Below are 26,386 nucleotides of genomic sequence, written 5' to 3' on the forward strand. Positions count from 1 at the left end.
CTACGGGGGCGGCAAAAATCCGACAAACCTGTCGCTTTCGGGATCGACGGCGGCTTCGACCGGCTGTTAGCCCGGCAAGGGAACGATGTGCCCGCGGCCGCGCCGAAACGCGCGATGACTGCGCCGAGGACAAGGTAGAAGCGAATGTTTCAGGTGATCGCCTCGGTCTGGGCGCTGCTGCTGGGCATGACGTTGATCATGATCGGCAACGGCATGCAGGCGACTCTGATGGGTGTGCGCGGCGCGATCGAGGGGTTCGGCACGCTGGAGCTGTCGATCATCACGTCGGGTTATTTCCTGGGCTTCCTGGTGGGCAGCCGATTGGCGCCCGAATTGATCCGCAGGGTCGGGCATGTGCGGGTCTTCGCTGCGCTGGGGTCGTTCCTCTCAGCCGGGCTGATCGCGTTTCCGGTGCTGACCGACCCGATCAGCTGGACGGTGATCCGCGTGGTCATCGGTTTCTGTCTTTCCGGGGTCTACGTGACGGCCGAAAGCTGGCTCAACAATGCCGCGACCAACCAGACGCGGGGCAAGGTGCTGTCGCTTTACATGGTGGCGCAGATGGCCGGGTTGATCGTGGCGCAGGGCATGATGAACCTTGGCGAGGCGGCGGGGTATTTCCTGTTCGTGATCCCGTCGATCCTGGTTTCGCTGAGCTTTGCGCCGATCCTGCTGTCGGTGACGCCGACCCCGGCCTTTGAATCGACCAAGCCGATGAGCCTGCGCCAGCTATACGACCATTCGCCGCTGGCCAGTGTGGGGATCCTGCTTCTGGGCGGCGTTTTCGCGGCACAGTTCGGCATGGCGTCGGTTTATGGCGCTGCTGCGGGGCTGAGCGTGCCGCAGATTACCGGCTTCGTTGCGGCGATCTTTGTCGGGTCGATGGTTTGGCAGTTTCCGGTGGGGTGGCTCTCGGACCGGATGGACCGGCGGTTGCTGATCCTTGGCATGGCTGCGATCGGCGCCGTGTCGACGGTGATCGGTCTGTTCGCGGGTGTGCAGTTCGAGACGCTGCTGGTGCTGGCCTTTGTCATGGGCGGCGTGGCCAACCCGCTGTATGCGCTGTTCATCGCCTATACCAATGACTCGCTCGAGGCCGAGGACATGGCGGCGGCGTCGGGTGGTTTGATCTTTGCCTATGGCGTCGGGGCGATCGCGGGGCCGATCATCATGGGGCAGGTGATGGAACTGGTCGGCCCGGAGGGGTTCTGGCTGTTCTCGGCCGTCATCTTCGTGGCGATCACGCTGTATGCAACCTGGCGGATGACGCGCCGCCCCGCCGTGCCGGTGGACGAGACCGGCAGTTACCTGGGCGTTCTGCCGACTTCCTCGCCCGTGGCCGTTGAGGCGGCGCAGGAATGGTATGTGGAGCAGGCCGAGGATGCAGCCGAGGCGGCGGAGGCCGCAGCGGATCACTCGGCGCGGCGCTGATCGCGCTCGCGGCTGCGCCCGGTCAGGCGGCCGATCACGAAAGAGGTGCGCGGCGCCCAGACATAGGAGGTGCGCGCGCCCGAGGTGGGACGCGCCCGCATTCGTGCCAGGCCGAACACGATCAGCGCCAGATGGCCGACGGCGATCATGACGAACATCGCCTGTGGGCCGTAACGGGTAATCAGCGTGGAGGCGAGAACCGGCGCGGCGATGGCCCCGATCGCATAGAAAAACATCAGCGCCGCCGACAGCTCGACCCGCTGCGACGACCTGGCGAAGTCATGCGCGTGTGCCACCGAGACCGAGAAGATCGGAAAGCTGGTCAGCCCGAAGAAAAATGCGGTCAGGAAGACGCCGTTGGTGGTCAGTTCATGCGTTATGGCTGTTACGATGCAACTGACGATCGTGGCCACTGAGAGGCCCAAGAGCACCCAACGACGGTCATAGCGATCCGCGAGCCAGCCAACCGGGTATTGTGCCAGTGCGCCGCCAAGCACGAAGGCGGCCAGGAACCACGCGATCTGGTCGATCGCCAATCCGACCTGCTGTCCATAGACCGGCCCGATCATGCGGAACGTGGCGCTGGATAGCGCCGCAACCACCACCCCCATCGCCGCCAGAGGCGAGCATTCGATGGCGAGCCTCGGGCGCAGGCGCGGGGCATCGGGTGTCACCGGCTCGCGGATGCGCGTCATCGCCAGCGGCAGAAGCGACGCGCAGCACAGCAGCGCCAGCAGGTTGTAGGACACGTAAGAGGCCGGTTCGAGCACCGAGATCATCATTTGGGCCAGAAGTGACGCCCCCATGTCGGCCATCCGGTAGGCGGCCATCGAGCGGCCCCGCGTCTCGTTGGTGACTTCGGCCTGGAGCCAGGCCTCGATGATCGTGTAGCAGCCCGCGACACAGATTCCCGAGGCCACCCGCAAGAGCGCCCAGGCATAGGGGTCGACAACCATCATGTGCAGCAGGAGCCCGATCGCGCCCATCGCGGTGAATGCGGCGAAGGCGCGTGAATGGCCGACACTGCCCATCAGCCGGGGCGACCACCAGCAGCCGATGAAGAAGCCCACGAAATGCGCCGACCCCAGGAAGCCGATCTGGGCGGTCGTGAAATCGAGCGCCAGCCCTGAGATTGCATCGAGAGGGGCGACGCCTCCGGTCGAAAGTTGGAGCAGGATGACGGAGAGAAAGAGAGCGGCGAAGGAAATGAGGATGCGCATGATCGGTCCAGAGTGTCAGCTTGGCGCGTAAACGCCAGCAGCTAATCGACAAAGCCATGTCGTTTTTCGCCTATCGGTCTGCTTTTTGATGCACAGGCGACGCGACACAAATCCGGGGGTGACGCGGCGCGCCAAAGCGGTAAGTTCGACGCGAGTTAAGAAAAATCGACGGGAAGGGACAGACATGAAGATGAATCCGCTGGGCCGCACCGGCCTTGAGGTCAGTGCGCTATGTCTTGGTTCGATGAGCTGGGGGTCGCAGAACAGCGCGTCCGAGGGCCATGCGCAGATCGACCGGGCGCTGGCGCGCGGCGTGAACTTCATCGACACAGCGGAAATGTACCCGGTCAATCCGACGCTGAAGGAAACCACCGGGCGCAGCGAAGAGATCATCGGCGAATGGTTCGCCAAGAGCGGGCGGCGCGGTGACGTGATCCTTGCGACCAAGCATTCCGGCGAGGGGTTCATGAACGCGCGCGACGGCGCGCCGATCAGTTCCGCCACCATCCCCGAAACGGTCGAGGGTTCGCTCAGGCGGCTCAGAACGGACCATATCGACCTTTATCAGTTCCACTGGCCCAACCGGGGCAGCTACATGTTCCGGAAGAACTGGCAGTTCGATCCCTCGTCGCAGGACCGCGACGCGACCATCGCGCATATGGAAGACGCGCTTGAGGCGCTTCAAAAGCAGGTGGACAAGGGCAACCTCCGTCATTTCGGCCTGTCCAACGAGAGCGCGTGGGGCACGGCACAATGGCTGCGCATTGCCGAGGCGCGGGGTTGGCCGAGGGTCGCGTCCGTGCAGAACGAATATTCGCTGATGTGCCGGCTGTTCGATACCGACATGGCGGAACTCTGCGTCAACGAGGATGTCGGGCTGTTGGCCTTCTCGCCACTGGCGGCGGGGCTGTTAAGTGGCAAATACCAGGGCGACACCGTGCCTGAGGGTTCGCGGCGAAGCCTGAACGAGACCCTCGGGGGGCGTATCACCGAGCGCGCCTTCGGGGCGGTCGATGCCTATCTGGACGTCGCGCGAAAGCACGGGCTGGAGCCGGTGCAGATGGCGCTGGCATGGTGCCTTTCGCGGCCCTTCATGTGTTCGGCTATCTTTGGAGCGACCAGTCTTGAACAGCTCGATCATGCCCTGGATGCGGGGGATATGGAACTGTCCCCGGAGGTGCTGGAGGATATCGACGCCGCGCACAGGGCGCATCCGATGCCGTTCTGACGTCCGGCCTTGCGCGGCTACCAGAACTTGAACACGTATGGCGTGATGCGGTCGTGCTTGTCATGCGAGGTGTTGGTGATGATGCGCACAAGGCCTGCATAAAAAATCAGCACCAGCGCGAGCGACAGCAGTGAGTCGATCTTGAGCATGTCGCCGACCAGCAGCAACTTGCCGATGATCATTCCGAGCGCCATCGCCGCCGGGATACGCACGAAAGCGCCCAGGGTCAGCCAGAAACCGAGCACCGAGAGGAACCCGAGGTATAGCTGGTCCAGCACCGGGCTGAACCCCATCGGTTTCAGCAATTCGGTGACGACATGCAGCTTTGTGTAGTCGTTGCCCAGCAACCCGTAGACCCCGAGTCCGAATAGGATCAGGCCGGACGTGATGCTAAGGAAACTGGCGATATAAAAGAGCAATTTGCCCTCCGGAAGGTTTCAAAATGCACCCAACCAGATCATCATCAACATGTGGAACGAAAGCCCGGCGATAACGCGGCCGGGAACGCTACGCGTCTCGTGAAAGAGACGAACCATCGTGGCACGGGGAAACCGAATTCAACTCAACGTCAGAGTTGAGTCATCATATGCCTGCCTTTTGTCTGCTCGTGGGCCTTTTGCGACCCTTGGTTGTGCGTTAACGTTAATGCAGTGGCAGGTGAGATCAACCCTAAATTTAGTGAAACAGAAATTTAGGTATTTATGCGTAGGTTTTTCGACTCGTGTCTTCATGGGTTTGACCAAGGCAAGCGCCGGACGGCGAAGCCGTGTCTGTTCAGCGGGAGTCGTTTGCGTCTGACGGGCTTTCGTTCGGAAAGAACCTGGCCACATGGCGGGACCGCCGCGCGACGTTTGCCAACGGGCGGCAGAACACGAGCAGACCCAAGGCAAGGATCAGAAAATAGTCGATCATCGGGTGTCTCCCGTCGCCCCGTCCAGATGTTTCAGCCCATGCCATGCACCTGCATGGGAACTGTGGTGGGGGCATGGCGAGGATGTGTCGACATGATGGAGATCACCCCGAAAGGCTACGGTTGCGCAGGATGTATGCGGGTGTGCAGGTACGGGAGCTGCTGCGCGGCACCCGGTTATTCCAGAAGCTCCTGGCGCAGCGCGCGCAGGTGGCCGGGCAGTTCGCGCGCCGATACCTGTGCCTCGCGCACGAGGTGGTCGAAATGCTGCGTCAGCGCCTGAACGCGCTCGGTGTCGCGAAATGCCAGGTAGTTCTGGCCGATGTAGATCACCGCTAGAAGCGGGCCGAAAATCGTGACCGGCGCCGAATAGAGCCGCCGCGCATCGAACAGGTAGACCCGCAGCCGGGGGTAGAGTTGCTCGGTCGTTTCGATCAGGCGATCAACCTGCGCCTCGCGAATGTCGCGGGGCAGGCCGGCATAGTATCCGTCGCCGCGCATCAGGCTATGGACCTCGAATATCGGCATGGCGATTTCATAGTCGGATTGTGCGCCACGCATCCAGTCCATCCGGTCCTCGGAGGCGCCGATCACTTGTTGCGTGCTGCGGCCAAGATGCGGTGCATATTCCCATTCCAGCATCTCGCGGGTCTTGAGCATGTCCGACAGCCCCGCCGGGACGTGGCGGATCTTGTAGCCCGCGGCCTCCTTGTGCCACTGGAATATCTGTTCGTCGACAAGTGCACGGGGCGCTTCGGTCAGTGACATGGTATTGGCGAGAATGTCGGCGGCGGTTTCGGGCCGGTCGGTCAGCCCCAACAACCAGTCGGCCGATACCCCGAGCGCGCGGGCGCATTCCCCCACCACCTGCGCATTGGGCAGCCGCGCACCCGTCCCCTTGAGAAGCTGCGAAATGGTCGAGCGATCAACCCCCACCGCGCGGGCAAGGGCGCTTTGGTTGGTGCCGCGCTCGCGCAGGGCTTCGGCAAGGCGGGTGCGAAACAGGTCGGCCCGCAGGCGTTTGTCGGTTTTTTGCGACATGTGGTGACAAATATCACCATTGCAGAAAAATGTTAACCGTTTTTGGAATGCCCAGCCATGGCCTCGAAGCGTATCGGTAGTGCCAAACACAACATCGGAGGATTCATGGAAACGCGGCAGCGCACGCTGGTGAAAGCGATTGTCTGGAATATGATCGGGCTGACGGTCATGGCCATTGTCGGGCTGTTGATGACGGGATCGGCGGCAGTGGGCGGCGCCATGGCGGCAATCAACACGATGCTCGGCCTGAGTATGTATTTCATCTACGAGCGCATCTGGGCGCATATCGGCTGGGGGCGCAAGCATGGCTAAGGCGCTGCGCGCGCGGGCGGTCGCCGAATGGCCGACATTGCTGCTCCTGGTGGCGTGCTATGGCGGCTGGTTGCTGGGCACGACATGGGCGGCAGCGCTCTGGTTGCCGCTGGGGATGGTGGTGGTGACACTTTGCGTGGCGCTGCATTCCTCGCTTTGCCACGAGGCGCTGCACGGACATCCGATGCGGGATGCGCGGCTCAACGAGGCGCTGGTTTTTCCCGCCCTCAGCCTTGTCGTGCCGTACCGGCGGTTCCGCGATACGCATCTGGCGCATCACCGCGACGAGCACCTGACCGACCCCTATGACGATCCAGAGAGCAATTACCTTGATCCAGCCGTCTGGGCGCGGCTGCCGGGGTGGCTGCGTTGGGTCCTGGCGCTGAACAACACGCTGGCGGGGCGCCTTCTGGTGGGGCCGCTCGTTGGGCAGGTGGCGTTCATGCGCGACGACCTGCGCGCGATCCGTGCCGGTGTGCCGGGGGTCTTGTCGGCCTGGCTCTGGCATGTGCCCGCGGTGCTGCTGGTATCCTGGTGGCTTGTCGCCGTGGCGCAGATGCCGATCTGGGCCTATCTGTTGTCGGTCTATGCGGCCCTGTCGATCCTGAAGATCCGAACCTTCCTCGAGCACCGCGCCCATGACAAGGCGCGCGGGCGCACCGTCATCATCGAGGACCGCGGGCCGCTGGCGCTGATTTTCCTCAACAACAACCTTCACGTGGTTCACCACATGCACCCCAAGGTGCCTTGGTACCGTTTGCCCGCGCTCTATGCTGCGCACCGGGCGCATTACCTTGGGCGCAACGATGGCTATCTCTATCGCTCCTATGGCGAGATCTTCCGGCGGCATTTCCTGCGTGCCAAGGACCCTGTGCCGCATCCGCTCTGGCCCAGACGGTAAATTCGGGGCATATCGCATCGCATGGAGCCGTGGATCATCCTTTCCGTGGCCGCGGCGGCGTTTCAGACACTGCGGTTCATGCTGCAAAAGCAGCTCAGCCTTGGCGCCTTGTCCGCCGGGGGCGCAACCTTCGCGCGCTTCGCCTATTCCGCGCCATTGGTGGTCACGGGTGTGGCGGCCTATCTGGGAACAACCGGCACGCCGCTGCCGGCATTGGCACCGGGGTTCTGGGCCTATGCGCTGACCGGGGGGCTGACGCAGGTTCTGGCGACATGGTGCGTGGTGGCGCTGTTTGCTGCGCGCAACTTTGCCGTGGGAATCACCTTCAAGAAAACCGAAGTCATCCTGACCGCATTGGTCGGGCTGGTGGTTCTGGGAGACCGGATTGGACTGCTGGCTCTCTGTGCCATCGTTCTCGGCCTGATTGGTGTGCTCGTGCTGTCGGATAATGCCGGGATGCCGGGGCTCAGCCTGCGACGGGTCGCGAATCGGGCGGCGGGTTTGGGACTCGCCTCTGGAGCATTCTTTGCGGTGTCGGCGGTGTGTTATCGTGGCGCGACGCTGGCGGTCGGCAGCGAGGATGCGCTGTTGCGGGCGGGCGTCGCGCTGGCGGCGGTGACCACGAGCCAGGTGATCGGCATGGCGATCTGGCTTGCATACCGCGAGAGCGGGCAACTTGCTGCGGTCTGGCGCGCGCGCCGCGTGGCGCTGTGGATGGGGGTCAGCAGCATGGGCGGCAGCCTGTGCTGGTTTACCGCCTTCACCTTGCAGAATGCCGCGCTTGTCTTTGCGGTCGGGCAGATCGAGGTGATCTTTTCGCTGGCGGTGTCGTTGCTGGTCTTTCGTGAACGCCTGACCGGACGCGAAGGTCTGGGCATCGCGCTCTTGACCGGTTCGATTCTCGCGCTGGTCGTCCTGGCTTAAGGGCGCGCCGCAAGCGGACTGTGGCCCTGAAGGCGCAGGAACAGGCTTTCCTCGTCATCGTTGCGAAAAAACGGCACCGAAGCGGGCGGCTCGGGATCATGTACGCGCGCGGCAATTTCGGCCAGAACGACTTCGGTAATGAAGGGCAGGTCGAATTCGCGCGCCCGCGCAAGCGGCACCCATTGCAGGTGCGAAAGCTCTTCGCAGGCGGCGGAAAAGTCATCGAGATCGCCCTGGATCGCTCCGGCATCCACCAGGAAGAAACGGGCATCGAAGCGGCGCGGGCGGCCCGGCGGGGTGATGGCGCGAAACACGAATTGCAGCCCATGGGCCGAAGGCAGCAGCCCGCGCGCAGCGAATTGCGCCCAATCAGCAGGCGCAGTGCCGGGCCATTCACCTGGATCGCCCAGCATCAGGCCGGTTTCCTCCCAGAGTTCGCGGATCGCCGCCGCCGCGAGCGCATTCGACAAAGCGCCCGGCGCATCTTCGGTCAGGCGCTCGGCACAGAGTGCGGGCAGCGGGCGTGAAAACGGCACGTCGGCGTCCGCGGGATCGACAGCGCCGCCGGGAAAGACGAACTTGCTCGGCATGAAGGCCGCGGTCGCGCCGCGTTGACCCATCAGAACATGCGGGTCACTGTGTCGGTCGCGCAGTGCGATCACCGTTGCGGCGTCGCGCAGGGCGGACTTGTCGCTCGTGTTCATCTTGGCCCTTCCGCTTCAGAAAGGGTCAGGTCGCGTCCCCGAACCCGTGCATGTGACGGGCCCACTGGAACGCCACTATCATCCCCTTCAATCGTGGCAGAAGATATAGTGAGAGCGTGACACATCCAACCGCGAAAATCGTGAACAGCACAAGCGGCTCGGGCCGCCATGTGACAAAGGCAATATGCAGGAGAGGCGCCATCAGGTGCCCGACGATCAGAATCGTAAGGTAGGCCGGGCCGTCATCGGCCCGGTGGTGGCTGAGATCCTCGCGGCAGACCGGGCAAGTGTCTCGCACTCCCAGGTAGCTCTTGAGCATCGGCCCGCTTCCGCAGTTGGGGCACTTGCGCCGGAAGCCCTTGCGCAGGGCAGGCCAGAGTTCGCGCTCGGCCATCGTGTTATCAATCTGTGTCATCGCGTTTCCTGCCGTTCGGAACCCGGAAAATGGGCCATTCGGCGCCCGATATGAAGGTGTTGCGGTGTGCTTGCGTCGTGATGTCGCAAATCAGGCCGCGGTTTTCACGCAAGCGTGATGAGAAAATGTGTGGGCCGCGCGACGGAATTGCAAGCCCCGCCCGTTTGACCATTTGAAACGGTCGACGCGACCGGTTTCGTAATGATCTGTCGAGCCAAGGAGAGAACGACATGAAACCTGCATATTATATCACCGGGGTCGCCGCCGCCCTTGTCATCGCAACCTCGGGCGCGCTCTATGCGCAGCAGGGACAGGGTGGCGGCATGGCGCGTGGCCAGGGGCCGATGTTCGATTTCGAGGAGCTCGACGCGAATGGCGATGGTGCAATCACCGCCGAAGAAATGACCGCCCGTGCAGAATCGCGTTTCAATGCCGCCGATGCGAATGGCGACGGCAAGCTGACGTCCGATGAAATGGCTGACCAGATGCGCGCGATGATGGCGGATCGCATGACCGCCCGTGCCCAGGCGATGATCGAGAGCCGGGACAGCGACGGCGACGGCATGCTGAGCGCTGATGAGATGCGCGCGGGCGGCATGGATCGCATGTTCGCGCGGCTGGACAGTGATGGTGACGGCAAGGTGTCCGCCGAAGAATTCGATGCTATCGGCGACCGGCGTGGTGGCCGCATGGGCAAGTCGGACAAGGGCTGGGGACACGCCCGGCACGGCGCGATGGACTGCGGAGGGTGCAGCCAGGGTGACATGCCCTGCGGGAAGTCCGGTGCGAAGTCCAAGTCGCAGAACTGAGCGGCTGTCAGTACACGGGGCCAGGGCCGGATTGGCCCGGCCCGAAGGCCCATTGCCGCGCCGCCCAGGGCGGTGCATCCTGAACCGCCGGGACAGGGAAGATGCCGCTGGATGCGATGAAGGACATATCGGACGACGCCTTGCTGGTTCTGTTTGCCAATGGCGACCGGGCGGCGGCGCGGGCGCTGACGCTGCGGCTGACGCCGCGTGTTCTGGCGCATGCGCAGCGCCTGCTGGGAAATGCCGCCGAGGCCGAGGATGTCGCCCAGGAAGCGATGCTGCGCCTGTGGAAGGTCGCACCCGACTGGCGTCAGGGCGATGCCAAGGTCACCACATGGCTCTACCGGGTGGTTGCGAACCTGTGCACCGACCGGCTGCGCAAGGCGCGTCCGCTGCCGTTAGACGCGGCGCCCGAGCCGCTCGATACCGCGCAGGGCGCGGATGCGGCATTGCAGGGCGCGGCGCGGGTGGATGCGCTGCAAAAGGCGCTTGTCAGGTTGCCCCGGCGCCAGAGACAGGCGGTGGTACTGCGCCACCTCGAGGATCTGGGCAATCCCGAGATTGCCGGGATCATGGAAATCAGCGTCGAAGCAGTGGAAAGCCTGCTCACGCGTGGACGAAGGGCTCTGGCGGCGGAACTGGCCGGCCGGCGCGCGGAATTGGGGTTTGCGGATGAGCATGAATGACGATGACATCACGGCGCTGAAGGCGCATTTCGAGGCCGCTCGCAGCCACGCCGCACGGCCCTCCGAAGCGTTGCTGGCGCGGGTTCTGGCCGACGCGATGCAAATTCAGGAAGAACAGGCCGAGACGCCCGCGCCGCAGGGCAGGGCGCCTGCCCATGAGGCCGGTTTCTGGCGGCAGGTGTTTCAAGGTCTGGGTGGTTGGCCCGCGTTGACCGGTCTCGCGACGGCAACGGTTGTGGGAATATGGATCGGGGCGAGCCCGCCCAGCGGACTCGAAGGATATCTTGCCGAGGGTGAAGCCGCTTTTGTGGTCGATCTGGATCCTTGGGATGCCTTCGACCTGGCAAGCGTGATGGAAGGAGCCATGTGATGGCGCAGGATGAAAAAAGGGGCGCGCGTGCGCCAAGGCGCTGGATGCGCGTGGCGTTGATCGTCTCGCTGGCGTTGAACCTTCTGGTGCTCGGGGTGATTGGCGGTGCGCTGTTTTCGTCAGGTTGGCGTCACATGGGGCACATGCCACATATTTCCGGAGCGGCGGGGCCGATGACCCGTGCCCTGGCCGAGGAGGATCGGCACGCGATCGCGCAGCAGATGCGCCAGGCCTATCGCGACGGGCGGCCGGGGCGCACGGCACAGCATGCGGCGTTCAAGTCGCTGATTTCAGACCTGCGCGCCGAACCGTTCGATCGCAGCGCGATCGAGGCACATATGGCGGGAATCCGTGGCATGATCAGCGCGCGGGTGGAGCTGGGACAGCGCCTGCTGCTCGACCGGCTGTCGGACATGGATCCCGCCGCGCGAAAGGCCTATGCAGACCGGCTTGAGGCGGGGTGGCGCCATCACGCAGGGCGCGGCAGGGATGAATGAGCGGCTGTACCGGTCGAGTCCTGTCCGGGATCAGGCCGCCGGATGACGGCTTAGCGTGACGGTGTTGCGCCCGCCCGATTTCGAGCCGTAGAGCGCGCGGTCGGCCTCGTCCAGCAGGTTGGCCGCATTGCCGCCCGCATGACCGATCGTGACACCTATGCTGACGGTGACATGGACCGGGGCCTCGCTTGAGGCGATCGGCACCGGAGCGTCGCGCACCGCTGCGCAGAGCCGGCTGGCCATGCGGCGCGCCTCGCTTCGCGTGGTTTCGGGCATCACGATCATGAATTCCTCGCCGCCGATCCGGGCGATCATGTCCTCGCAGCGCAGGTTGGATTTCAGCAACCGCGCCACCTTGCGCAGCACGGTGTCGCCCGCCGCGTGTCCGTATTGGTCATTGACCAGTTTGAAATGATCGAGATCCGCCACCATCACTGCAAAGCCGCGCCCGTCATGCGAAGCCGTGTCGACCAGGCGGTTCAGGAATGGCAGGGCATACCTGCGGTTATACAGCCCTGTCAGCGGGTCAACCACCGCGGCTCTGAGCCCGGACTGAAGCTGTTCTCGCATGGCCTCTGCGCGGCGCGCGAAGGTGAGTTGGCGCCCGATCCGCAGCGCCAATTCATCGGGGGCGCTCGATTCGGCGATCACATCTGCGACGCCCATGTCCAAGAGGTTGGCCGTCTGCCCCTGCGCGTCAGGTGCGAGAAGCACGACGATTGGCCTTGAGCGGCTATGGGGCTTGGCGTTCAGGTTGGCGATCAGGTCTGTGGCCGCGTTGCGGTTGCCTGCGCAGACCCGGAGCACATAGATTTCGGGTGCTGTGCCCGAGCGCGGCTTCACAAGCGCGGCTTCGGGGTCGAGCGGCTTCACCTTGTGCCCGCTGCATCTCTGAAGCCGCTGAGCAAGCATCGCCGCGCCGCCCCTGTCGGGCGCGATCAGGCCGATACGACCGGGACGGTCAAAGCCCGGTGCAGCTTCGGAAAGCCCGAGCGCCGAGACGGCACCGGCATGCATCCTCAGATCGCGCGTCACCTGATGCTGCCGCAGAAGGCTGCGCAACCGGGCCAGCAAGGCGGGGTCGTCGACCGGCTTGACCAGCACTTCGTCAGCGCCAGCACGCAGCGCATCGAGCCGCAAGTCGAGCGTGTGATCGCATAGAAACAGAAGCACCGGAGGCGCATCGCCCTCCTGTTGTTTCTTGAGTCTGCGGACGAATTCGGGGCCGGACATATCGACCATGGTCGGAGCGCAGATCACGAGGTCGGGTGACTCAAGAGCAGCCAGCGCCAGAGCCTCGGCCGCCGTGCCAGCCGGAATCACGTCGTAATAGGCCGCCGACAGCTTGACTTTCATCACGATCCTGTTGGTCGCCAAACCATCAACGATGAGAACCTTGCCTGACATGCACTGCCGCCTTTCGGACTTGCTCTTTCTTCAGTCATGACTATCCCTGTGAGAGGTTAAGAAAACCTTTCCGGGAATTAATCATTTTGACTTTGACGCAAGAGTCCGCCGAAACGATCGCGCTGAAATGCCTGGTCTGGCTGATGAGTGATGACGAGTTGATCGGGGTCTTCATGGGCACCACCGGGGCCTCGCAAGAGGCCCTGCGCGATGCGGTCCAAGACCCTGATTTCCTAGGTTCAGTTCTGGATTTCATCCTGATGGACGACGCCTGGGTGCTCGCTTGTTGCGAGGCGCAGGGGCTGAGCACCGACTTGCCGATGCGCGCCCGCGCGGCCCTTCCGGGGGGTGAACAGGTGAACTGGACATGACCGCGATCCGCAAGAGTATGGCAAGAAAGGTTGATGCGATCCTCTTCGACAAGGATGGCACCCTGTTCGATTTCCACGCCACCTGGAGCGGCTGGGCCGCCGACATCATCCGCGATCTGTCCGGCGGCGAGGCCGCGACGATGGCGCGGATTGCCAGCGAAATCGGCTTTGATCTGGCCGTCGGTCAGTTCCGGCCCGAAAGCCCGATGATCGCAGGCACCAACCGCGAAGGGGCCGAGTGTGTCGCCCGCGCCCTGCCCGGACGGGACGTCGACGAGATCGAGCACCTGCTGATGCTCAGTGCCGCCGAAGCCGCGCCCGCCCCGGCAGTGCCGCTGGCAGAACTGTTGGGTGATTTCATGGCCGATGGGTTGGCGCTTGGTGTGATGACCAACGATACCGAGTACGGTGCGCGCCGCCATCTGGAGCATGCGGGCATCGAGACCTGTTTCACCTTCGTCGCAGGGTTCGATTCCGGCCATGGCGCCAAGCCCCAGCCCGGCCCGCTGCTGGCCTTTGCGCGCCAGACCGGCCTTGCCCCGGAGCGGATCGTCATGGTGGGCGACAGCACCCATGACCTACGGGCCGGGCGTGCCGCCGGGATGCAGACCGTGGGAGTGTTGACCGGCACCAGTCTTGCGGATGAGCTGTGGCCGCTCGCCGATGCGGTTTTGCCTGATATCGGGCATCTTCCCGCCTGGGTGGCCGCATGACGCGTCACCCGCTTTTCGGCATCCTGCTGGCTGCGTTCGGCACACTTGTCCTGACTCCGGACACGATGTTCATGCGCTGGTCCGAGATGAACGGATTCGAGATGGTCGCGTGGCGCGGTCTCTTGATGGGGACGGCGATGCTGACCGCCTGGGCCATCCTGAGCCGCAACAGGCGCGGCGATTTGCGGGTGCTGGTCTCGGGGTTCGGGCTGACCATCGTGGCCTGTCAGTTCGCCAACGCCAGCCTGTTCGCACTTGGCATCTCGCTGGCGCCCGTGGCGGTGGTGCTGTTCGGGCTGGCCACTGTGCCGGTATTCTCGGCGGTGCTCGCCTGGATGATCCTGGGTGAGCCTACGCGCATCGCGACCTGGCTCACCATCTTCGCTGTGATGACAGGGATCGGCATCGCGGTGCTGAGTGGTGACAAGGGCGAGGTCGGTCTGAACCCGGCCTCTTTGCTGGGGGCGTTGTTCGGCTTGGGCACCGCGATTGCTTTGGCGCTCAATTTCGTGGTGATCCGCCGCCGCCCGCAACTGCCCATCCTCCTGGTTATCGGGACCGGCGCTGTTCTGGCGGGGCTGAGCGGACTGAGCATTGCGGGACCGGCGGCGATGACGGACGGCAATGTCTGGGCGATCGCGGTAACGGGTCTGGTGATCCTGCCGGTGTCGTTTTTCACGCTGTCGCTCGCATCGCGGTTCACTCATGCCTCCAATGTCAGCCTGCTCTTGCTGCTTGAAACCGTGCTGGGGCCGGCCTGGGTATGGCTGGGCACCGGCGAGGCGCCGACGCCGATGATGATTCTGGGCGGTGCGCTGGTGGTCGGCAGCCTTGCGCTCTACATCCTCTGGACTGGGCAACGCGCAAGCAGGGCGCGCCGCGCGCGCTGACGTTCGGAGTTATCCAAAAACGACAGGATCAGTCGCAAAGTGGCAAACGCTGCGTCTTGCCCGGTGCTCTCATGGGGCCAGCAGCAGCGGAGGCCCCGACATGGCAGAGCCGGTGAAACGCAGAAAACGCAGCGGCGGGCGCGCTGGCAACGCACAGCGCCGTGGCGTCGCCGTGATCGAGCAGATGCCCTGGAACCCGCCGGTCAATACCGACCGGCCGGTCGAACCGCTCGACGCGGACGGGATCGCGGCCATCCATGACGGCGCGATGCGTATCCTCGAAGAGATCGGTATCGCGTTTCTCAATCCCGAGGCGCTCGAGATCCTGCGCGCTTCGGGGGGCTGCGACATCGAGGGTGAGACGGTCCGCATGGGGCGCGATTTCGTGATGGAGATGATTGCCAAGGCGCCGCGCCAGTGGACGATCACGCCGCGCAATCCCGAAAGGCAACTCACCATCGGCGGGCGCAACATGGTGTTCGGCAATGTCTCCTCGCCGCCCAATTACTGGGACATGTCGCTTGGGCGCAAGGTGCCGGGCAATCGCGAGATGTGCCAAACACTGCTGAAGCTCAGCCAGTATTTCAACTGCATCCATTTCATCGGCGGCTACCCTGTCGAGCCTCAGGACATCCATGCCAGCGTGCGGCATCTCGATGTGCTCTATGACAAACTGACGCTGACCGACAAGGTCGCCCATGCCTATTGCCTCGGGCCCGAGAGGGTCGAGGACGTGATGGAAATGGTGCGCATCGCGGGCGGGCTCAGTCATGAGGCGTTCGAGGCATCGCCGCATATGTATACCAACATCAATTCGACCTCGCCGCTCAAGCATGACTACCCGATGCTGGACGGCTGGATGCGCGTCGCGCGGCGCAACCAGGGGCTGGTGGTCACCCCCTTCACGCTGGCCGGGGCGATGGCGCCGGTGACGATGGCGGGGGCGGTGGCGCAGAGCCTGGCGGAGGGGCTTTGCGCGGTGGTGCTGGCGCAGTTGATCCGCCCCGGCGCGGCCTGCGCGATCGGGACCTTCACCTCGAATGTCGACATGAAATCGGGCGCGCCCGCCTTTGGCACGCCGGAATACATGCGCGCCACGCAGATGACCGGGCAACTGGCCCGCTTCTATGGCCTGCCGATGCGCGCGAGCGGCGTCTGTGCGGCGAACGTGCCTGACGGGCAGGCCATGTGGGAGACCTCGAACAGCCTCTGGTCAGGGGTGCAGGCGGGCGCCAACATGATCTATCACGCCGCTGGCTGGCTGGAGGGCGGGCTGATCGCGAGCCCAGAGAAATTCATCATGGATTGCGAAATAATACAGCATATTCAAAGATATATGGATCCGGCCCTCACCGCGACCGGACCCGACGAGATTGCCTTTGATGCAGTGCGCGAGGTGGGCGATCAGGGGCATTTCTTCGGCATCCAGCATACCCAGGACCGCTACACCACCGCCTTCTACCAGCCCTTCCTGAGCGACTGGCGCAACTACGAGGCCTGGGAGGCCGCGGGCGGTGTCTGGACGGCTCAGAGGGCGCATCAGATCGGCCAGGACATCATCGAGAGCTATGAACCGCCGCCGATGGATGAGAGCCTGCGCGAGGAACTTGCGGGTTTTGTCGAGCGGCGCAAATCCGAGGGCGGCGCGCCGACCGATTTCTGAGGCAGCATCACTTCGGTATCGCGTCGGTATGACGTCGGTATCGTGTCGGGCTTCATCTTGCCGGAAGTACTCCAGAGGAGTCGCCGCTTGCGGCGACGGGGGCAGCGCCCCCGCCGTTCACTTTTCAGTCGTCCGGCGCGTCCAGCCAGCGGCGGCAGATCTGGTCGATGGCGGCGTAGAGCAGCAGGGTGAAGACCGCCAGCGCGATGGTGGTGGCGAACATAAGGTCCACCTTCACCCGGCCAAGCGCCAGCAGGATGAGATAGCCAAGCCCGCGCGATGCGCCGACCCATTCGCTGATGATGACCCCGATGGGCGCATAGACCGCCGCCAGCCGCAGCCCCGAGGCCAGCCCCGGCAATGCGGCGGGAATGCGGATATGCCACATCACCCGCGCCGGGCGCGCGCCCATGACGCGGGCAAGGTCGAGCCACGCGCCCGGCGTGCGCATCAGCGCATCGAAGAAAGCCGACGTGACCGGGAAGTAGATGATGAGCAGCGCCATCATCACCTTGGGCCAGATCCCGTAGCCCAGCCACAGCGTCAGGATCGGCGCCAGAACGAAAACCGGGATCGCCTGGCTGAATACCATCATTGGGCGCAGCAGTGCCTGCGCCAGTGGCGACGCCGCAAGCCCGATTGCGGAAACCGCCCCGAGCACCGCGCCAAGGGCAAGCCCGATCAGGATCTCGCCAATCGTGTAGATCGAGTGATGCGCGATCTGTTCGCGCGCCGACCAGAGCGTCGCCGCCACATCCAGCGGCGGGGGCAGGATATAGGATGGCGGTGCCGCCAGCATCACCACGCCTTGCCAGAGCAGGATGCCCAGACAGGCCGAGGCCAGGATCGAGGGCCAGCCCTTCATCATCCGCTGAACCCGTCCTGCGCGGCGTCAAAGAAGCGTCGCTCGAGCGCGACGGCATGGGTAAAGGTGGCTTCGACCGCGCGGTGCGCGTCATCGTCGAGTCCCTGCCATGCGCTGTCGAGCTGATCGCGCAGATACGCCACCACGCCTTCAAAGCCCGCGCCGGTATGCAGTTCGATCCACTCGCCGAACCAGAAGGGCAGAGTCTGCGGATGGTCCGCGAAAGGCGAGGCCCAGTCGAGATAGCTCCATTCCGCCACGACCAGAACCGCCAGCATCTGTTCATAGCGCCCCGATGCGGCGGCGCGGGCCATCAGTTCCTGAAATTCCGCCGTGACGGGCGCCGCCTTGGCCGGGGTTTCCGGATCGCCGCCAAGCGCCTTGATCGCGCGCAGGAAATAGGTGTTCTCGGGGCCTGAGATGAGGCCGAGGAACTGTGCCGCCGGGATCGCGTCGGGGAGGCTCGGGGCGTGGACGACCGCCGAGGCCAGAAGGCGCACGAAACCATCGATGAAAAGATGGTCCTGTCGCAGATAGGCCAGCATCCGGTCATGGCCAAGCGTGCCATCGGCCAGCGCCGTGGTGAAGGGGTGGCGCGTGGCCGCCTGCCAGTCCTGAAGGGCCAGCGATTTCAGGTGTTCCGTCGGGCGCATCGGTGGCTCCTTCGTCATGTCTGGCTGTCGCGCAGGCGGATCAGAAGATCGGCCTGCGCGCGTAATGTGTCTGGGTCGTTCTCGGGGCGCGGTGCAGGGCCAGGCGGGGGCGTCACCGGCGTCAGCCCGTCGGGTTCCATGATCAGGATCGCATCGCCCAGCCGCGCGGCTTCGGCCGGGTCGTGTGTGACCATCAGCACGGTGCGCCCGCACAGGAGTTCGCAGGCAAGATCCTGCATCTGCGAGCGCGTGCGCGCATCGAGCGCCGAGAAGGGTTCATCAAGCAGCACGAAGGCGCGGTCTTCCATCAGCGTGCGCGCCAGCGCGACTCGCTGGCGTTGCCCGCCCGACAGCGCATGGGGGCGTTTATGCACGTGATCGGAGAGCCCGACACGATCCAGAACATCACGGGCGCGGGCGCGGTCAGGGTTTTCTCCGCGCAGGCGCGCGCCAAGCAGCGTGTTGTCCATCACATCGAGCCAGGGCATCAGCAGGTCGGTCTGCGCCATCAGGGCGATGCGCCCCTCGAGCGCCAGACCGTCACTGGCCGCGATGGTGCCGTCAAAGCTCGTCACCTCGTCAACGCCGGTGATGAGGCGCAAGAGCGTCGTCTTGCCCACGCCTGACGGTCCCAGGAGGCAGGTCCACTGGCCAGCCCCCACCCTGAGGGACAGCGGCCCGAACACGGGCGTCGCACCGATCCGGGCCGCGCCCGAAATATGCAGCGCCGGGGCGTTCACCCCTCGAACCCCATGTCCCAGAACCCCACCTCGAGCCGGGTCGCGGTGGTGAAGCGGGCCGACAGATGCGCCCAGCGGGGGCTGTCCTGGGCTGCGGGGCCAAGGCGGCGGGCAATCGCGGAGTCGATCAGCCCGCCGACATCGTGGCAGACCTGCTGGTAATCTTCGCCCGCATAGGTGGCGATCCAGTCGGCATAGGTGTCGGAGGTGGCCTCATGCGAGAGGCGCGCGCCGATCTCGCCATAGCCCAGCACGCAGGGCGCCAGTGCCGCGAGCAGATCGAGAAAATCGCCCGAATGGCCGGCATCCAGGACATAGCGCGTATAGGCGATGTTCTGGGTCTTTTCCTCGGCCTCGGAAAGCGCGTCCTCGCTTATGCCCGCTTCGGCGCAGATGCGGATATGGAGCGCCATTTCGTCGTTGATCAGCGCGTTCACCGTGCCTGCCGCAAGGCGCATTTCATCCACCGTGTCGGCCTTGGTGACCGCCAGCGCCCAGGCGCGCGAGAAGTGGATCAGGAAAATGTAATCCTGCACCAGGTAATCCAGGAAGGCTGCGCGCGGCAGGCTGCCGTCGCGCAGACCCTCGACGAAGGCGTGGCGCGTATAGGCGTGCCAGTGATCGCCCGCCGCCGCGCGCCAGGCCGGGAAGGTTTCGCCATATCGGGTCATTGCGCCGCCGGGTCGATGGCCAGCGTCTCGACAGGCTGGGCCGCGTCGATCAGACCGGCCTGTTGAAGGAAGGTGCTGAAGGCGCGGTAACGGCCGTGATCGAGCGCCGAGGGGCGCAGCGCGAAGCGCGGGATCGTGTCGGCCCAGGCCATTTCATTTAGGTCGTCCTGAAGGTCCGCCGAGGTGGCCGAGAAGATTTCCCAGCTTTCCTGAGGGTGGTTCACGATGAATTGCGTGGCGCGTTCGGTGGCCCTCAGGAACCGCTGGATCAGCGCCATGTCGGCGGTTTCGGGATTGGCGACGTAGATCAGTTCGTCATAGGAGGGCACGCCCATTTCCTCGAGGAACATGCAGCGGCCTTCCACGCCTTCGATCTTCATCTGGTTGAGTTCAAAGTTGCGATAGGCCCCGAGCACCGCGTCGACCTGCCCTGACATGAGCGAGGGTGAGAGCGACCAGTTGACGTTGACGAGATCGACATCGTCCAGCGCCAGCCCGGCATCCGAGAGGATGGCACCAAGCAGCGCCTCTTCGACGCCCGCGACCGAGAAACCCACCTTGCGGCTCTTGAGGTCGGAGACGGATTTGATCGGGCCGTCCTCGAGCACGAGAAGGCAGTTGAGGGGGCTGGCGACCAGCGTGCCGACGCGCTTGAGGGGCAGGCCTTCGGCGACCTGAAGGTGCAATTGCGGCTGATAGGAAATGGCAAGGTCGGCCTTGCCCGCTGCGGCCATCTTGGGCGGTGCGGCAGGATCGGCGGGGGCGATCACCTCGACGTCGAGATTCTCGTCGGCGAAATAGCCCTGTTCCTGGGCCACGATGACCGGGCCGTGATTGGGGTTCACGAACCAATCGAGGACAAGCGTCATCCTGTCCTGGGCGAGGGCAGGGGCGGCGATGAACATGGCGGCGGCAAGGGCGGCAAGGCGGGTCATGGGCTCTCTCTTCCATTCTCGTTCCGGGTTGGGCAGAGGGAAGAGCGGGGCGCGCGATGCGTCTGCTGTGCTCCGTTCCCTCCGCCGGTATTGACCGGATCAGGTTCGATGGGTTGGTCACAGACCTCTCAGCCCTGGTTGTCCAGGGCACCCCAACGGATGACCTTGGTGTATCAAGCCAGCCGCGACAGGGCAAGCGGTCGACGCGGCGGCGGGGAAAATCGCGACAATTGAAGGCGTTGAGGCCGTGTTAACGGGTTCTTCCGCATGCTGGGCGCGGTTGGAGAGTGGAGGCCGTGATGCATTGGCTTGTCAACCGCTCGGTCGAGCGGTTCGTACGCGATACATATGGGCGCGAGACGTGGGTGGAGGTTGCGCGCCTGCTTGACCCCGATATCGATGCGTTCGACGCGATGCAGGGCTTTGACGCCAGCGTGACGCATCATCTGATGGCAGTGGTGGCGAAAATCCTTGAACGCCCCGCGCGCGCCATCGAGGAGGATATAGGCACCTACCTTGTGACCCATCCCCATAATGCACCAGTGCGCCGCCTGCTGCGCTTTGGCGGCGACAGTTTCGAGGACTTCCTGCATTCGCTGGAGGATCTGCCTGACCGGGCGCATCTGGCGCTGCCGGGGCTCGATCTGCCGCGTCTTGAGGTGATTGCCTGCCGGGGGAGCGTGTTCACCCTCGCGGTGACGCCGACCGGCCCCGATTCGGTGTGTTTCGGCAGCGCCTTCATGGGGCTGCTGCGGGCGATGGCGGATGATTACGGTGCGCTGGTCACGCTGGAGCACAAGGGACAGGACGGGGCGCGCGAGCTGATCGAGGTCGAGCTGCTGGCGCAGGACCACGGCGAGGCGCGCGCATTTGCGCTTGGCGCAGGGGCGGGGCAATGAGCGCGATTTTCGACACGCTTTGCCCGATGCATGCCCGCCTTGGCGCCCATGGCCATATCGTCCATGCCGGGCCGACATTGCAGCGCATCCACCCGGAGGGCGACCTGCGCGGGCGCCGGTTTCTGGAGCTGTTCGAGATGCGTCGCCCGGTGACCGGACAATCGATGGAGGCATTGCGCGCGGCCGCGGGCCTGCCCCTGCGGCTGCGGCTGCGCCAGCCTCCGGGACTGGCGCTCAAGGGGGTCCTGGTGGCGCTCGGGCCGGATTCGGCGGTTGGCCCTGAGGGCGGGGCATTGGTGAACCTGTCCTTCGCGATCGCGTTGCCGGACGCGGTGCGCGCCTTCGATCTGACTCGTGCCGATTTCGCGGCGACCGATCTGGCGGTCGAGATGCTCTATCTGATCGAGGCCAAGACGATGACGATGGAGGCCCTGCACAAGGCGAACCTTCGCTTGCAGGGGGGCAAGACCGAGGCCGAGGCAAAGGCATTCACCGATACGCTGACGGGGCTGGGCAACCGGCGCCTGCTGGACCGCGTCACCAGCCGAATGATCGCGGGCGAGCGCGATTTCGCGCTGATGAGCCTCGATCTCGATTTCTTCAAGGCAGTCAATGACAGTCTGGGCCATGCAGCGGGCGATCATGTGCTGCGCGCCGCCGCTCAGGCGATGCTGGAGGAGACCCGCAGCGACGACACCGTGCTGCGCTTTGGCGGGGATGAATTCATGCTGATCCTGGCCGGGATGACACGCCGTGCCGAGGTTGATGAATTCGCACGCCGCCTGATCGCCCGGCTGGAGGTGCCGATCGTCTATGAAGGCGAGACCTGCCGCATCTCGGCCAGTATCGGCGCGGTGTTGAGCAGGGATAGCGACGCGCCCGATATAGACGCCATGATGGCCAAGGCCGACGCGGCGCTGTACGCCGCAAAGCAAAGCGGTCGTGGGCGTCATGTGCTTTATGATCCGAAGACTCCGCCGGTCATGCAAGCCAAAGCCACGCAGCGGCGCGCCGATACCAGCCCGGCCGGCCCGCCGCCTTGAGAGCGGTGGCTCAGCCCGGTTGCGCCGCGAGCGGGAAGCGCAGGTCAAGCGCGAGGCGGCCCGATCCGGCGCGCTGCGATACGGTGATGTCCATCGCCTTGGCCAACGCCTCGATGATCGACAGGCCAAGCCCCTGACCGGTCGACCCGGAGCCGCGCGCGAAGCGCGCTGCGGGAAGCGCGTGGGTATCGGTGGGGTTTTCGATGCTCAGCTGCCCATTGGCCGACAGACGCAAGCGCACCTCGCCGGTGCCGTGCTCGACGGCGTTTTCCAGAATGTTGCGCAGCAGGATCGCCAGCGCATCGGCATCGGCGCAAATCATGAGGGATTCAACGTCGCCATCGTCAAAGCGGATCGGATGCGGGCTGAGGGGGCGGATTTCGTCGATCAGCAGGCGCAGCACGCGCACGAGGTCCGTCGGACCGCGCCCGATGGCTACGCCCGCATCGAGGCGGGCAAGCTGCAGCAGCCGCTCGACCCGGCGGGTGAGCGCGTCGATCATCGGCAAGGTGGCGGTGGCGTCGGAATCGTCAGACACCTCCAGCCGCCCGCGGATGGCGGCCAGGGGCGTGCGCAGTTCATGGGCGGCATTGGCGACAAAATCGCGTTCGGCGCGGCGGACCGACTCGATCCGGGCAAGATAACCGTCAAAAGCGGAAGCCAGCGGTAGCAGTTCTTCAGGCAGGCCCTCTGCGCGGATCGGGGTGTCATCGTCGGGCCGCCGACCGCCCACTTGCCGCGCCAGCGCCGTAACGGGGGCCGTTGTTTCGGCCACGGTCCGGCCCAGCCCCCAGAGGAGCAGGCCCACCAGGGGAAGCGCCAGCACCAGGAGGGCCGAGGCGGCCTCGAGCATTTCCTCGCGCCGCCATGCCTTGGATTGGGCGGCCTCGATCGCGACTCCTTCGGTGGTCTTGCGCAGGATGCGCCAGCCTTGCAGATCGTGAAAGCCATCGGCAGGCACCGGCGGCCAGGGGGCTGGGGTCATTGTGCCATCGGCGGGCATGATGCGCAGGATGCGTTCGCCGTCATTGGTTTCGACGCCAATATTGCGGGCGATCACGGGGCGCTGCACCGCGTCTAGGTAGAGCGCCGTCGTCTCGACAAGCGCATGCAGTTCTTCATCGAACATTTCGTTGATTTCGTGGTCAAGCACCAGCGTCGCAAGCACGATGGTCAGAAGCCAGCCGCCGATCACGAGCCCAAGCACCCGCCCGGTCAGGCGCCGCTTGAGCGACCAGGAGGGCGTGCCGGGGCGGCTCATGGCACGATATACCCGAGGCCGCGCCGGGTCTCGATCACCTGGGCGCCGAGTTTCTGGCGCAGGCGAGAGACATAAACCTCGACGGCGTTGCCCTCGATCGCGTCGTCAAAAGCGAACAGCGCGTCCTCCAGCGCGGTTTTGCCCAGAACCCGGCCACGCGCGCCCAGAAGCGCGTCGAACAGCGCCCATTCACGGGCAGTCAGGCGGATTTCGGTGCGGTCGCGCCAGACCCGCGCGGCGGCGCGGTCGATTTCCAGATCGGCGATGCGAAAGCGGGTCTCGGGCAGGCCCTGCGCGCGGCGGGCGTGGGCGCGGATGCGCGCCGAGAGCTCGTGCAGGTCGAAGGGTTTGACGACGTAGTCGTCGGCACCCGCGTCCAGCCCTGCTATCCGGTCGCTGATCTGGTCGCGTGCGGTGGCGATGATGACGGGTGTGCGGTCACCCGCACGGCGCCGGGCCTTGAGCACCTCGAGTCCCGACCCGTCGGGCAGGCCCAGATCGAGGATCACACAGGCGTAATCGGCCACGGCCATCGCTTCGGTCGCGGTCTGGGCGTCGGGTGCAAGGTCGACGGCGTGTCCTTCTTCGCGAAGGGCCCGCAGAATCGAATGGGCAAGCTCGGATGTATCTTCGACAAGAAGCAGGCGCATGTTGAATGTGCTAGCGCGTCCCGGCTCGGGTGGCGAGTGCAAAACGACGCCGCTGTAAGGTTGGCGCAAGCTGGGCGCGGCAAAGCCTGCATGAGGAAACCAACATGTAGGCAGGCTATGCAGAACGAAACAACGAATTCACCCCGCGGATCACGGCGCCCGGTGCTGACTCATCTTACGCTGAACCTGTTGGTCGCGGGCTATATCTTTGTCGCGCTCAACCTTGGCTTCTGGTCGCGTGCGATCGAGGCGCTGTCGGGGGACGTGGTGCTGATCGGTTGTTTCGCGATCGGCATCTTCGGCCTGACGGTTCTGGCGCTGGAATTGCTGGGACCGGGGCGGATGCAGAAACCGGTGGCGGCGCTGTTGATCATGATCGCGGCCGGGGCAAGCTATTACGAGCGCAATTTCGGGGTTCTGATCGACCGCGACATGATGCGCAACATTTTCGAGACCACCGTGACCGAGTCGCGTCATCTGATAACGCCAGCGGCGTTGTGGCAGATGGCTCTGACGGGGGTGATCCCCGCCGCGATGGTGTTCTGGCCGAGGGTGCGGCGCGTGCGGCGCTGGCATCACCTGTGGCGATGGCCTGTGGGGGTGGCCCTGTCGGTGGCGCTGGTCCTGGGGAGTATCGCGTTCAACTACAAGGCCTATGCGGCGGCCTTGCGTGAACGGCGCGATGTGATGGCCTCGTATCAGCCGGTGGCCTTCATCCGCGCACTTGTCGCCTATGGCGAAGAGCAGATGATGGTTGTCGACTCCGTGCTGCAGGAGGTGGCGGGGGATGCCGCGCCGGGGCGGCATCTGGCGCAGGCCGAGAAGCCCGTGCTGATGGTGCTTTTCGTGGGCGAGACGCTGCGGGCGCAGAATTTCGGGCTGAACGGATATGAGCGCGACACGACGCCGGGGCTGGCCGCGCGGGACGTGATCAACTTCCCCGATGTGACCGCGTGCGGGACATCGACATCGGTGTCGCTGCCCTGCATGTTCTCGCCGCTCGCGACCAGTGATTATTCACGCGAGGCCGCGCTGTCGCGGGAGAACCTGCTGGATGTGCTGGTGCGCAGCGGGTTCGAGGTGAACTGGGTCGACAACAACACCGGCGACATGGGCGTGGCGATGCGCCAAGGTTGGCAGATCGTGGAAAAGACCCTTGCCCCCGATGCCTGCGTGACCGAATGCACCGACGAGGTCTTTCTGCCGCTCATCGAAAAGACGCTTGAAGAGGTCACTGAGGATACCGTGCTGGTCCTGCACATGATCGGGAACCACGGGCCGGCCTATTATCTGCGCTATCCGGAGGGGCAGGCGCCATTCAGCCCGGACTGCCGCAGCGCGCAATTCTCGGACTGCCCGGTGCAGGAAATCGTGAACGCCTATGACAACGCCGTGGTCGAGACGGACCTGGTTCTTTCGCGCGCCATCGACATGCTCGATGCGTCAGACCGCGTCTTGCCGGCGATGGTCTTTCTGTCCGACCACGGTGAATCCCTTGGGGAGAGTGGCCTTTACCTGCATGCAGCGCCGCGTTTCATGGCGCCCAAGGAGCAGACCAAGGTGCCGATGGTGATGTGGCTGGGCGATGCATTCCGCGATGTCATGAGGCTGAAACCTGACTGCATGCGCGCCCATGCCGACGCTCCGGTAAGCCACGATCATCTGTTTCACACGATGCTGGGCCTTCTTGACATCAGGACCGCCGCGCGGGATCCATCTCTCGATCTCACCGAAACCTGCCGCAGCGAGGACCGAGAGAGTTGAAGAAAGCCACCCCCGGAGATCCCGAGCCGCTGGTCGTTCCCGCGCGGAGAGGGCTGTTTCATGTCATCGACGCCACGCGGTATTCGCTGGCCGGGATGCGTCGGCTGGCGCGCGAAAGTGCTGCGCGGCTGGAGTTTCTGGCGGCTGGCGGGGCGGCGCTCGGGTTCCTGTGGCGCGGAGCCGAGCCGTGGCACTGGGCGGCGCTGGTTGCCCTTGTCGCGCTGGTGCTGGCGATCGAGGCGATCAACACTGCGCTGGAGATCCTGGTTGACCGGGTGTCGCCGGAATGGTCGCTCATGGCGAAAGAGGCCAAGGACCTCGGATCGCTGGCGGTGGGCTTGATGCTGTTGGTCAGTGCCGGTTTCGTGGCATTGGTGATGACCGGCGTCATCTGAGCGCGCAGCGGGCTGCCG

31 protein-coding genes and 1 riboswitch are annotated in these 26,386 nt (G+C 64.7%); of the genes, 17 read left to right on the forward strand and 14 right to left on the reverse strand.

Annotated features, from left to right (window positions below; all coding sequences use genetic code 11):
• Positions 1–144: 144 nt before the first annotated feature.
• Positions 145–1,431 (forward strand): MFS transporter, encoded by a 1,287-nt coding sequence (locus tag ROH8110_RS01120; protein ID WP_085815953.1) that lies wholly within the window; start codon positions 145–147, stop codon positions 1,429–1,431.
• On the opposite strand, the gene ROH8110_RS01125 is transcribed toward ROH8110_RS01120, so the two are convergent.
• A complete protein-coding gene (locus ROH8110_RS01125; RefSeq protein ID WP_085815954.1) occupies positions 1,413–2,651 on the reverse strand; it encodes an MFS transporter in 1,239 nt (412 codons plus the stop codon). The two genes, ROH8110_RS01120 and ROH8110_RS01125, sit on opposite strands and share 19 nt — an antisense overlap.
• A gap of 184 nt (positions 2,652–2,835) precedes the next feature.
• Here ROH8110_RS01125 and ROH8110_RS01130 point away from each other — a divergent pair, with 184 nt between their 5' ends.
• Positions 2,836–3,879, forward strand: coding sequence for an aldo/keto reductase (locus tag ROH8110_RS01130; RefSeq protein ID WP_085815955.1), 1,044 nt, complete (start codon positions 2,836–2,838; stop codon positions 3,877–3,879).
• A gap of 17 nt (positions 3,880–3,896) precedes the next feature.
• Here the strand turns inward: ROH8110_RS01130 and ROH8110_RS01135 are convergent, their stop codons facing one another.
• The 3 genes from ROH8110_RS01135 to ROH8110_RS01140 all read right to left on the reverse strand — a co-directional run bounded on the left by ROH8110_RS01135 (position 3,897) and on the right by ROH8110_RS01140 (position 5,830).
• Positions 3,897–4,298, reverse strand: coding sequence for a hypothetical protein (locus ROH8110_RS01135; protein WP_085815956.1), 402 nt, complete (start codon positions 4,296–4,298; stop codon positions 3,897–3,899).
• Between the two features lie 355 nt (positions 4,299–4,653).
• A complete protein-coding gene (locus ROH8110_RS18630) occupies positions 4,654–4,791 on the reverse strand; it encodes a hypothetical protein (protein WP_170156461.1) in 138 nt (45 codons plus the stop codon).
• 175 nt (positions 4,792–4,966) lie between these two features.
• A complete protein-coding gene (locus tag ROH8110_RS01140; RefSeq protein WP_085815957.1) occupies positions 4,967–5,830 on the reverse strand; it encodes a helix-turn-helix domain-containing protein in 864 nt (287 codons plus the stop codon).
• A gap of 105 nt (positions 5,831–5,935) precedes the next feature.
• Between ROH8110_RS01140 and ROH8110_RS01145 the strand changes: the two genes are divergently transcribed.
• Genes ROH8110_RS01145 through ROH8110_RS01155 form a run of 3 tightly spaced genes read left to right on the forward strand, consistent with a single transcriptional unit; the run spans position 5,936 to position 7,967 of the window.
• Entirely contained in the window at positions 5,936–6,142 is a 207-nt protein-coding gene (locus ROH8110_RS01145; RefSeq protein WP_085816921.1) for a DUF2061 domain-containing protein, read from the forward strand.
• Positions 6,135–7,043, forward strand: coding sequence for a fatty acid desaturase (locus ROH8110_RS01150; RefSeq protein WP_085815958.1), 909 nt, complete (start codon positions 6,135–6,137; stop codon positions 7,041–7,043). Before ROH8110_RS01145 ends, ROH8110_RS01150 begins: the two co-directional genes overlap by 8 nt.
• A 21-nt stretch (positions 7,044–7,064) precedes the next feature.
• On the forward strand, positions 7,065–7,967 hold the full coding sequence (locus ROH8110_RS01155) for a DMT family transporter (RefSeq protein ID WP_176236573.1): 903 nt from the start codon (positions 7,065–7,067) through the stop codon (positions 7,965–7,967).
• Here the strand turns inward: ROH8110_RS01155 and ROH8110_RS01160 are convergent.
• Complete coding sequence (locus ROH8110_RS01160; RefSeq protein WP_085815960.1) at positions 7,964–8,671, reverse strand: NUDIX hydrolase; 708 nt, start codon at positions 8,669–8,671, stop codon at positions 7,964–7,966. The two genes, ROH8110_RS01155 and ROH8110_RS01160, sit on opposite strands and share 4 nt — an antisense overlap.
• Positions 8,672–8,696: 25 nt before the next feature.
• Positions 8,697–9,086 (reverse strand): DUF983 domain-containing protein, encoded by a 390-nt coding sequence (locus ROH8110_RS01165; protein ID WP_085815961.1) that lies wholly within the window; start codon positions 9,084–9,086, stop codon positions 8,697–8,699.
• A gap of 230 nt (positions 9,087–9,316) precedes the next feature.
• Between ROH8110_RS01165 and ROH8110_RS01170 the strand changes: the two genes are divergently transcribed.
• The 4 genes from ROH8110_RS01170 (at position 9,317) to ROH8110_RS01185 (ending at position 11,448) form a co-directional block, all read left to right on the forward strand.
• Entirely contained in the window at positions 9,317–9,895 is a 579-nt protein-coding gene (locus ROH8110_RS01170; RefSeq protein WP_085815962.1) for an EF-hand domain-containing protein, read from the forward strand.
• Between the two features lie 101 nt (positions 9,896–9,996).
• Positions 9,997–10,581 carry an RNA polymerase sigma factor gene (locus ROH8110_RS01175; RefSeq protein WP_085815963.1) on the forward strand — a complete coding sequence of 195 codons (585 nt, stop codon included), beginning with the start codon at positions 9,997–9,999 and terminating at the stop codon, positions 10,579–10,581.
• Positions 10,574–10,951, forward strand: a complete 378-nt coding sequence (locus ROH8110_RS01180) for a hypothetical protein (protein WP_085815964.1) — start codon at positions 10,574–10,576, stop codon at positions 10,949–10,951. Before ROH8110_RS01175 ends, ROH8110_RS01180 begins: the two co-directional genes overlap by 8 nt.
• Positions 10,951–11,448 carry a periplasmic heavy metal sensor gene (locus ROH8110_RS01185; RefSeq protein WP_085815965.1) on the forward strand — a complete coding sequence of 166 codons (498 nt, stop codon included), beginning with the start codon at positions 10,951–10,953 and terminating at the stop codon, positions 11,446–11,448. Before ROH8110_RS01180 ends, ROH8110_RS01185 begins: the two co-directional genes overlap by 1 nt.
• A 30-nt stretch (positions 11,449–11,478) precedes the next feature.
• On the opposite strand, the gene ROH8110_RS01190 is transcribed toward ROH8110_RS01185, so the two are convergent.
• A complete protein-coding gene (locus tag ROH8110_RS01190) occupies positions 11,479–12,855 on the reverse strand; it encodes a diguanylate cyclase (protein ID WP_085815966.1) in 1,377 nt (458 codons plus the stop codon).
• Positions 12,856–12,947: 92 nt separating this feature from the next.
• On the opposite strand from ROH8110_RS01190, the gene ROH8110_RS01195 reads away from it, so the two are divergent.
• The 4 genes from ROH8110_RS01195 to ROH8110_RS01210 all read left to right on the forward strand — a co-directional run bounded on the left by ROH8110_RS01195 (position 12,948) and on the right by ROH8110_RS01210 (position 16,492).
• A complete protein-coding gene (locus tag ROH8110_RS01195; RefSeq protein WP_370738105.1) occupies positions 12,948–13,226 on the forward strand; it encodes a DUF3572 domain-containing protein in 279 nt (92 codons plus the stop codon).
• 17 nt (positions 13,227–13,243) lie between these two features.
• Positions 13,244–13,939 (forward strand): HAD family hydrolase, encoded by a 696-nt coding sequence (locus tag ROH8110_RS01200; protein ID WP_085816922.1) that lies wholly within the window; start codon positions 13,244–13,246, stop codon positions 13,937–13,939.
• Positions 13,936–14,829: a DMT family transporter gene (locus ROH8110_RS01205; protein ID WP_085815968.1), complete on the forward strand. Its 894-nt coding sequence runs from the start codon at positions 13,936–13,938 to the stop codon at positions 14,827–14,829. The genes ROH8110_RS01200 and ROH8110_RS01205 overlap by 4 nt, the downstream gene beginning before the upstream one ends.
• Before the next feature lie 100 nt (positions 14,830–14,929).
• Positions 14,930–16,492 carry a trimethylamine methyltransferase family protein gene (locus ROH8110_RS01210; RefSeq protein WP_085815969.1) on the forward strand — a complete coding sequence of 521 codons (1,563 nt, stop codon included), beginning with the start codon at positions 14,930–14,932 and terminating at the stop codon, positions 16,490–16,492.
• 124 nt (positions 16,493–16,616) lie between these two features.
• Here ROH8110_RS01210 and ROH8110_RS01215 read toward each other — a convergent pair whose 3' ends face one another.
• The 5 genes from ROH8110_RS01215 to ROH8110_RS01235 are packed head-to-tail and all read right to left on the reverse strand — an operon-like array spanning position 16,617 to position 20,356.
• A complete protein-coding gene (locus ROH8110_RS01215; protein WP_085816923.1) occupies positions 16,617–17,357 on the reverse strand; it encodes an ABC transporter permease in 741 nt (246 codons plus the stop codon).
• The gene (locus tag ROH8110_RS01220; protein ID WP_085816924.1) at positions 17,357–18,010 is read right to left on the reverse strand and encodes a TenA family protein; all 654 of its coding nucleotides are present in this window, start codon (positions 18,008–18,010) and stop codon (positions 17,357–17,359) included. The genes ROH8110_RS01215 and ROH8110_RS01220 overlap by 1 nt, the downstream gene beginning before the upstream one ends.
• Positions 18,011–18,024: 14 nt before the next feature.
• Positions 18,025–18,750, reverse strand: coding sequence for an ABC transporter ATP-binding protein (locus tag ROH8110_RS01225; protein WP_085815970.1), 726 nt, complete (start codon positions 18,748–18,750; stop codon positions 18,025–18,027).
• The gene (locus ROH8110_RS01230; RefSeq protein WP_085815971.1) at positions 18,747–19,421 is read right to left on the reverse strand and encodes a TenA family protein; all 675 of its coding nucleotides are present in this window, start codon (positions 19,419–19,421) and stop codon (positions 18,747–18,749) included. The genes ROH8110_RS01225 and ROH8110_RS01230 overlap by 4 nt, the downstream gene beginning before the upstream one ends.
• Positions 19,418–20,356 (reverse strand): ABC transporter substrate-binding protein, encoded by a 939-nt coding sequence (locus ROH8110_RS01235; RefSeq protein WP_085815972.1) that lies wholly within the window; start codon positions 20,354–20,356, stop codon positions 19,418–19,420. Before ROH8110_RS01235 ends, ROH8110_RS01230 begins: the two co-directional genes overlap by 4 nt.
• A 59-nt stretch (positions 20,357–20,415) precedes the next feature.
• A riboswitch (TPP riboswitch) is annotated at positions 20,416–20,521 on the reverse strand.
• Positions 20,522–20,655: 134 nt separating this feature from the next.
• Here ROH8110_RS01235 and ROH8110_RS01240 point away from each other — a divergent pair.
• Both ROH8110_RS01240 and ROH8110_RS01245 read left to right on the forward strand, forming a co-directional pair.
• Positions 20,656–21,255 carry a heme NO-binding domain-containing protein gene (locus ROH8110_RS01240; RefSeq protein ID WP_085816926.1) on the forward strand — a complete coding sequence of 200 codons (600 nt, stop codon included), beginning with the start codon at positions 20,656–20,658 and terminating at the stop codon, positions 21,253–21,255.
• The gene (locus ROH8110_RS01245) at positions 21,252–22,298 is read left to right on the forward strand and encodes a GGDEF domain-containing protein (protein ID WP_245962779.1); all 1,047 of its coding nucleotides are present in this window, start codon (positions 21,252–21,254) and stop codon (positions 22,296–22,298) included. The genes ROH8110_RS01240 and ROH8110_RS01245 overlap by 4 nt, the downstream gene beginning before the upstream one ends.
• Before the next feature lie 10 nt (positions 22,299–22,308).
• Here the strand turns inward: ROH8110_RS01245 and ROH8110_RS01250 are convergent, their stop codons facing one another.
• Both ROH8110_RS01250 and ROH8110_RS01255 read right to left on the reverse strand, forming a co-directional pair.
• Positions 22,309–23,559 (reverse strand): sensor histidine kinase, encoded by a 1,251-nt coding sequence (locus tag ROH8110_RS01250; RefSeq protein WP_085815973.1) that lies wholly within the window; start codon positions 23,557–23,559, stop codon positions 22,309–22,311.
• Positions 23,556–24,209 (reverse strand): response regulator transcription factor, encoded by a 654-nt coding sequence (locus ROH8110_RS01255; RefSeq protein WP_085815974.1) that lies wholly within the window; start codon positions 24,207–24,209, stop codon positions 23,556–23,558. The genes ROH8110_RS01250 and ROH8110_RS01255 overlap by 4 nt, the downstream gene beginning before the upstream one ends.
• Before the next feature lie 162 nt (positions 24,210–24,371).
• On the opposite strand from ROH8110_RS01255, the gene ROH8110_RS01260 reads away from it, so the two are divergent.
• Together ROH8110_RS01260 and ROH8110_RS01265 are read left to right on the forward strand one after the other, a co-directional pair.
• A complete protein-coding gene (locus ROH8110_RS01260; RefSeq protein ID WP_170156460.1) occupies positions 24,372–25,973 on the forward strand; it encodes a phosphoethanolamine transferase in 1,602 nt (533 codons plus the stop codon).
• Positions 25,970–26,368 carry a diacylglycerol kinase gene (locus tag ROH8110_RS01265; protein ID WP_245962778.1) on the forward strand — a complete coding sequence of 133 codons (399 nt, stop codon included), beginning with the start codon at positions 25,970–25,972 and terminating at the stop codon, positions 26,366–26,368. Before ROH8110_RS01260 ends, ROH8110_RS01265 begins: the two co-directional genes overlap by 4 nt.
• Positions 26,369–26,386 lie beyond the last annotated feature (18 nt).

It is taken from the genome of Roseovarius halotolerans, assembly GCF_900172255.1.
GTDB classification, from domain to species: domain Bacteria; phylum Pseudomonadota; class Alphaproteobacteria; order Rhodobacterales; family Rhodobacteraceae; genus Roseovarius; species Roseovarius halotolerans.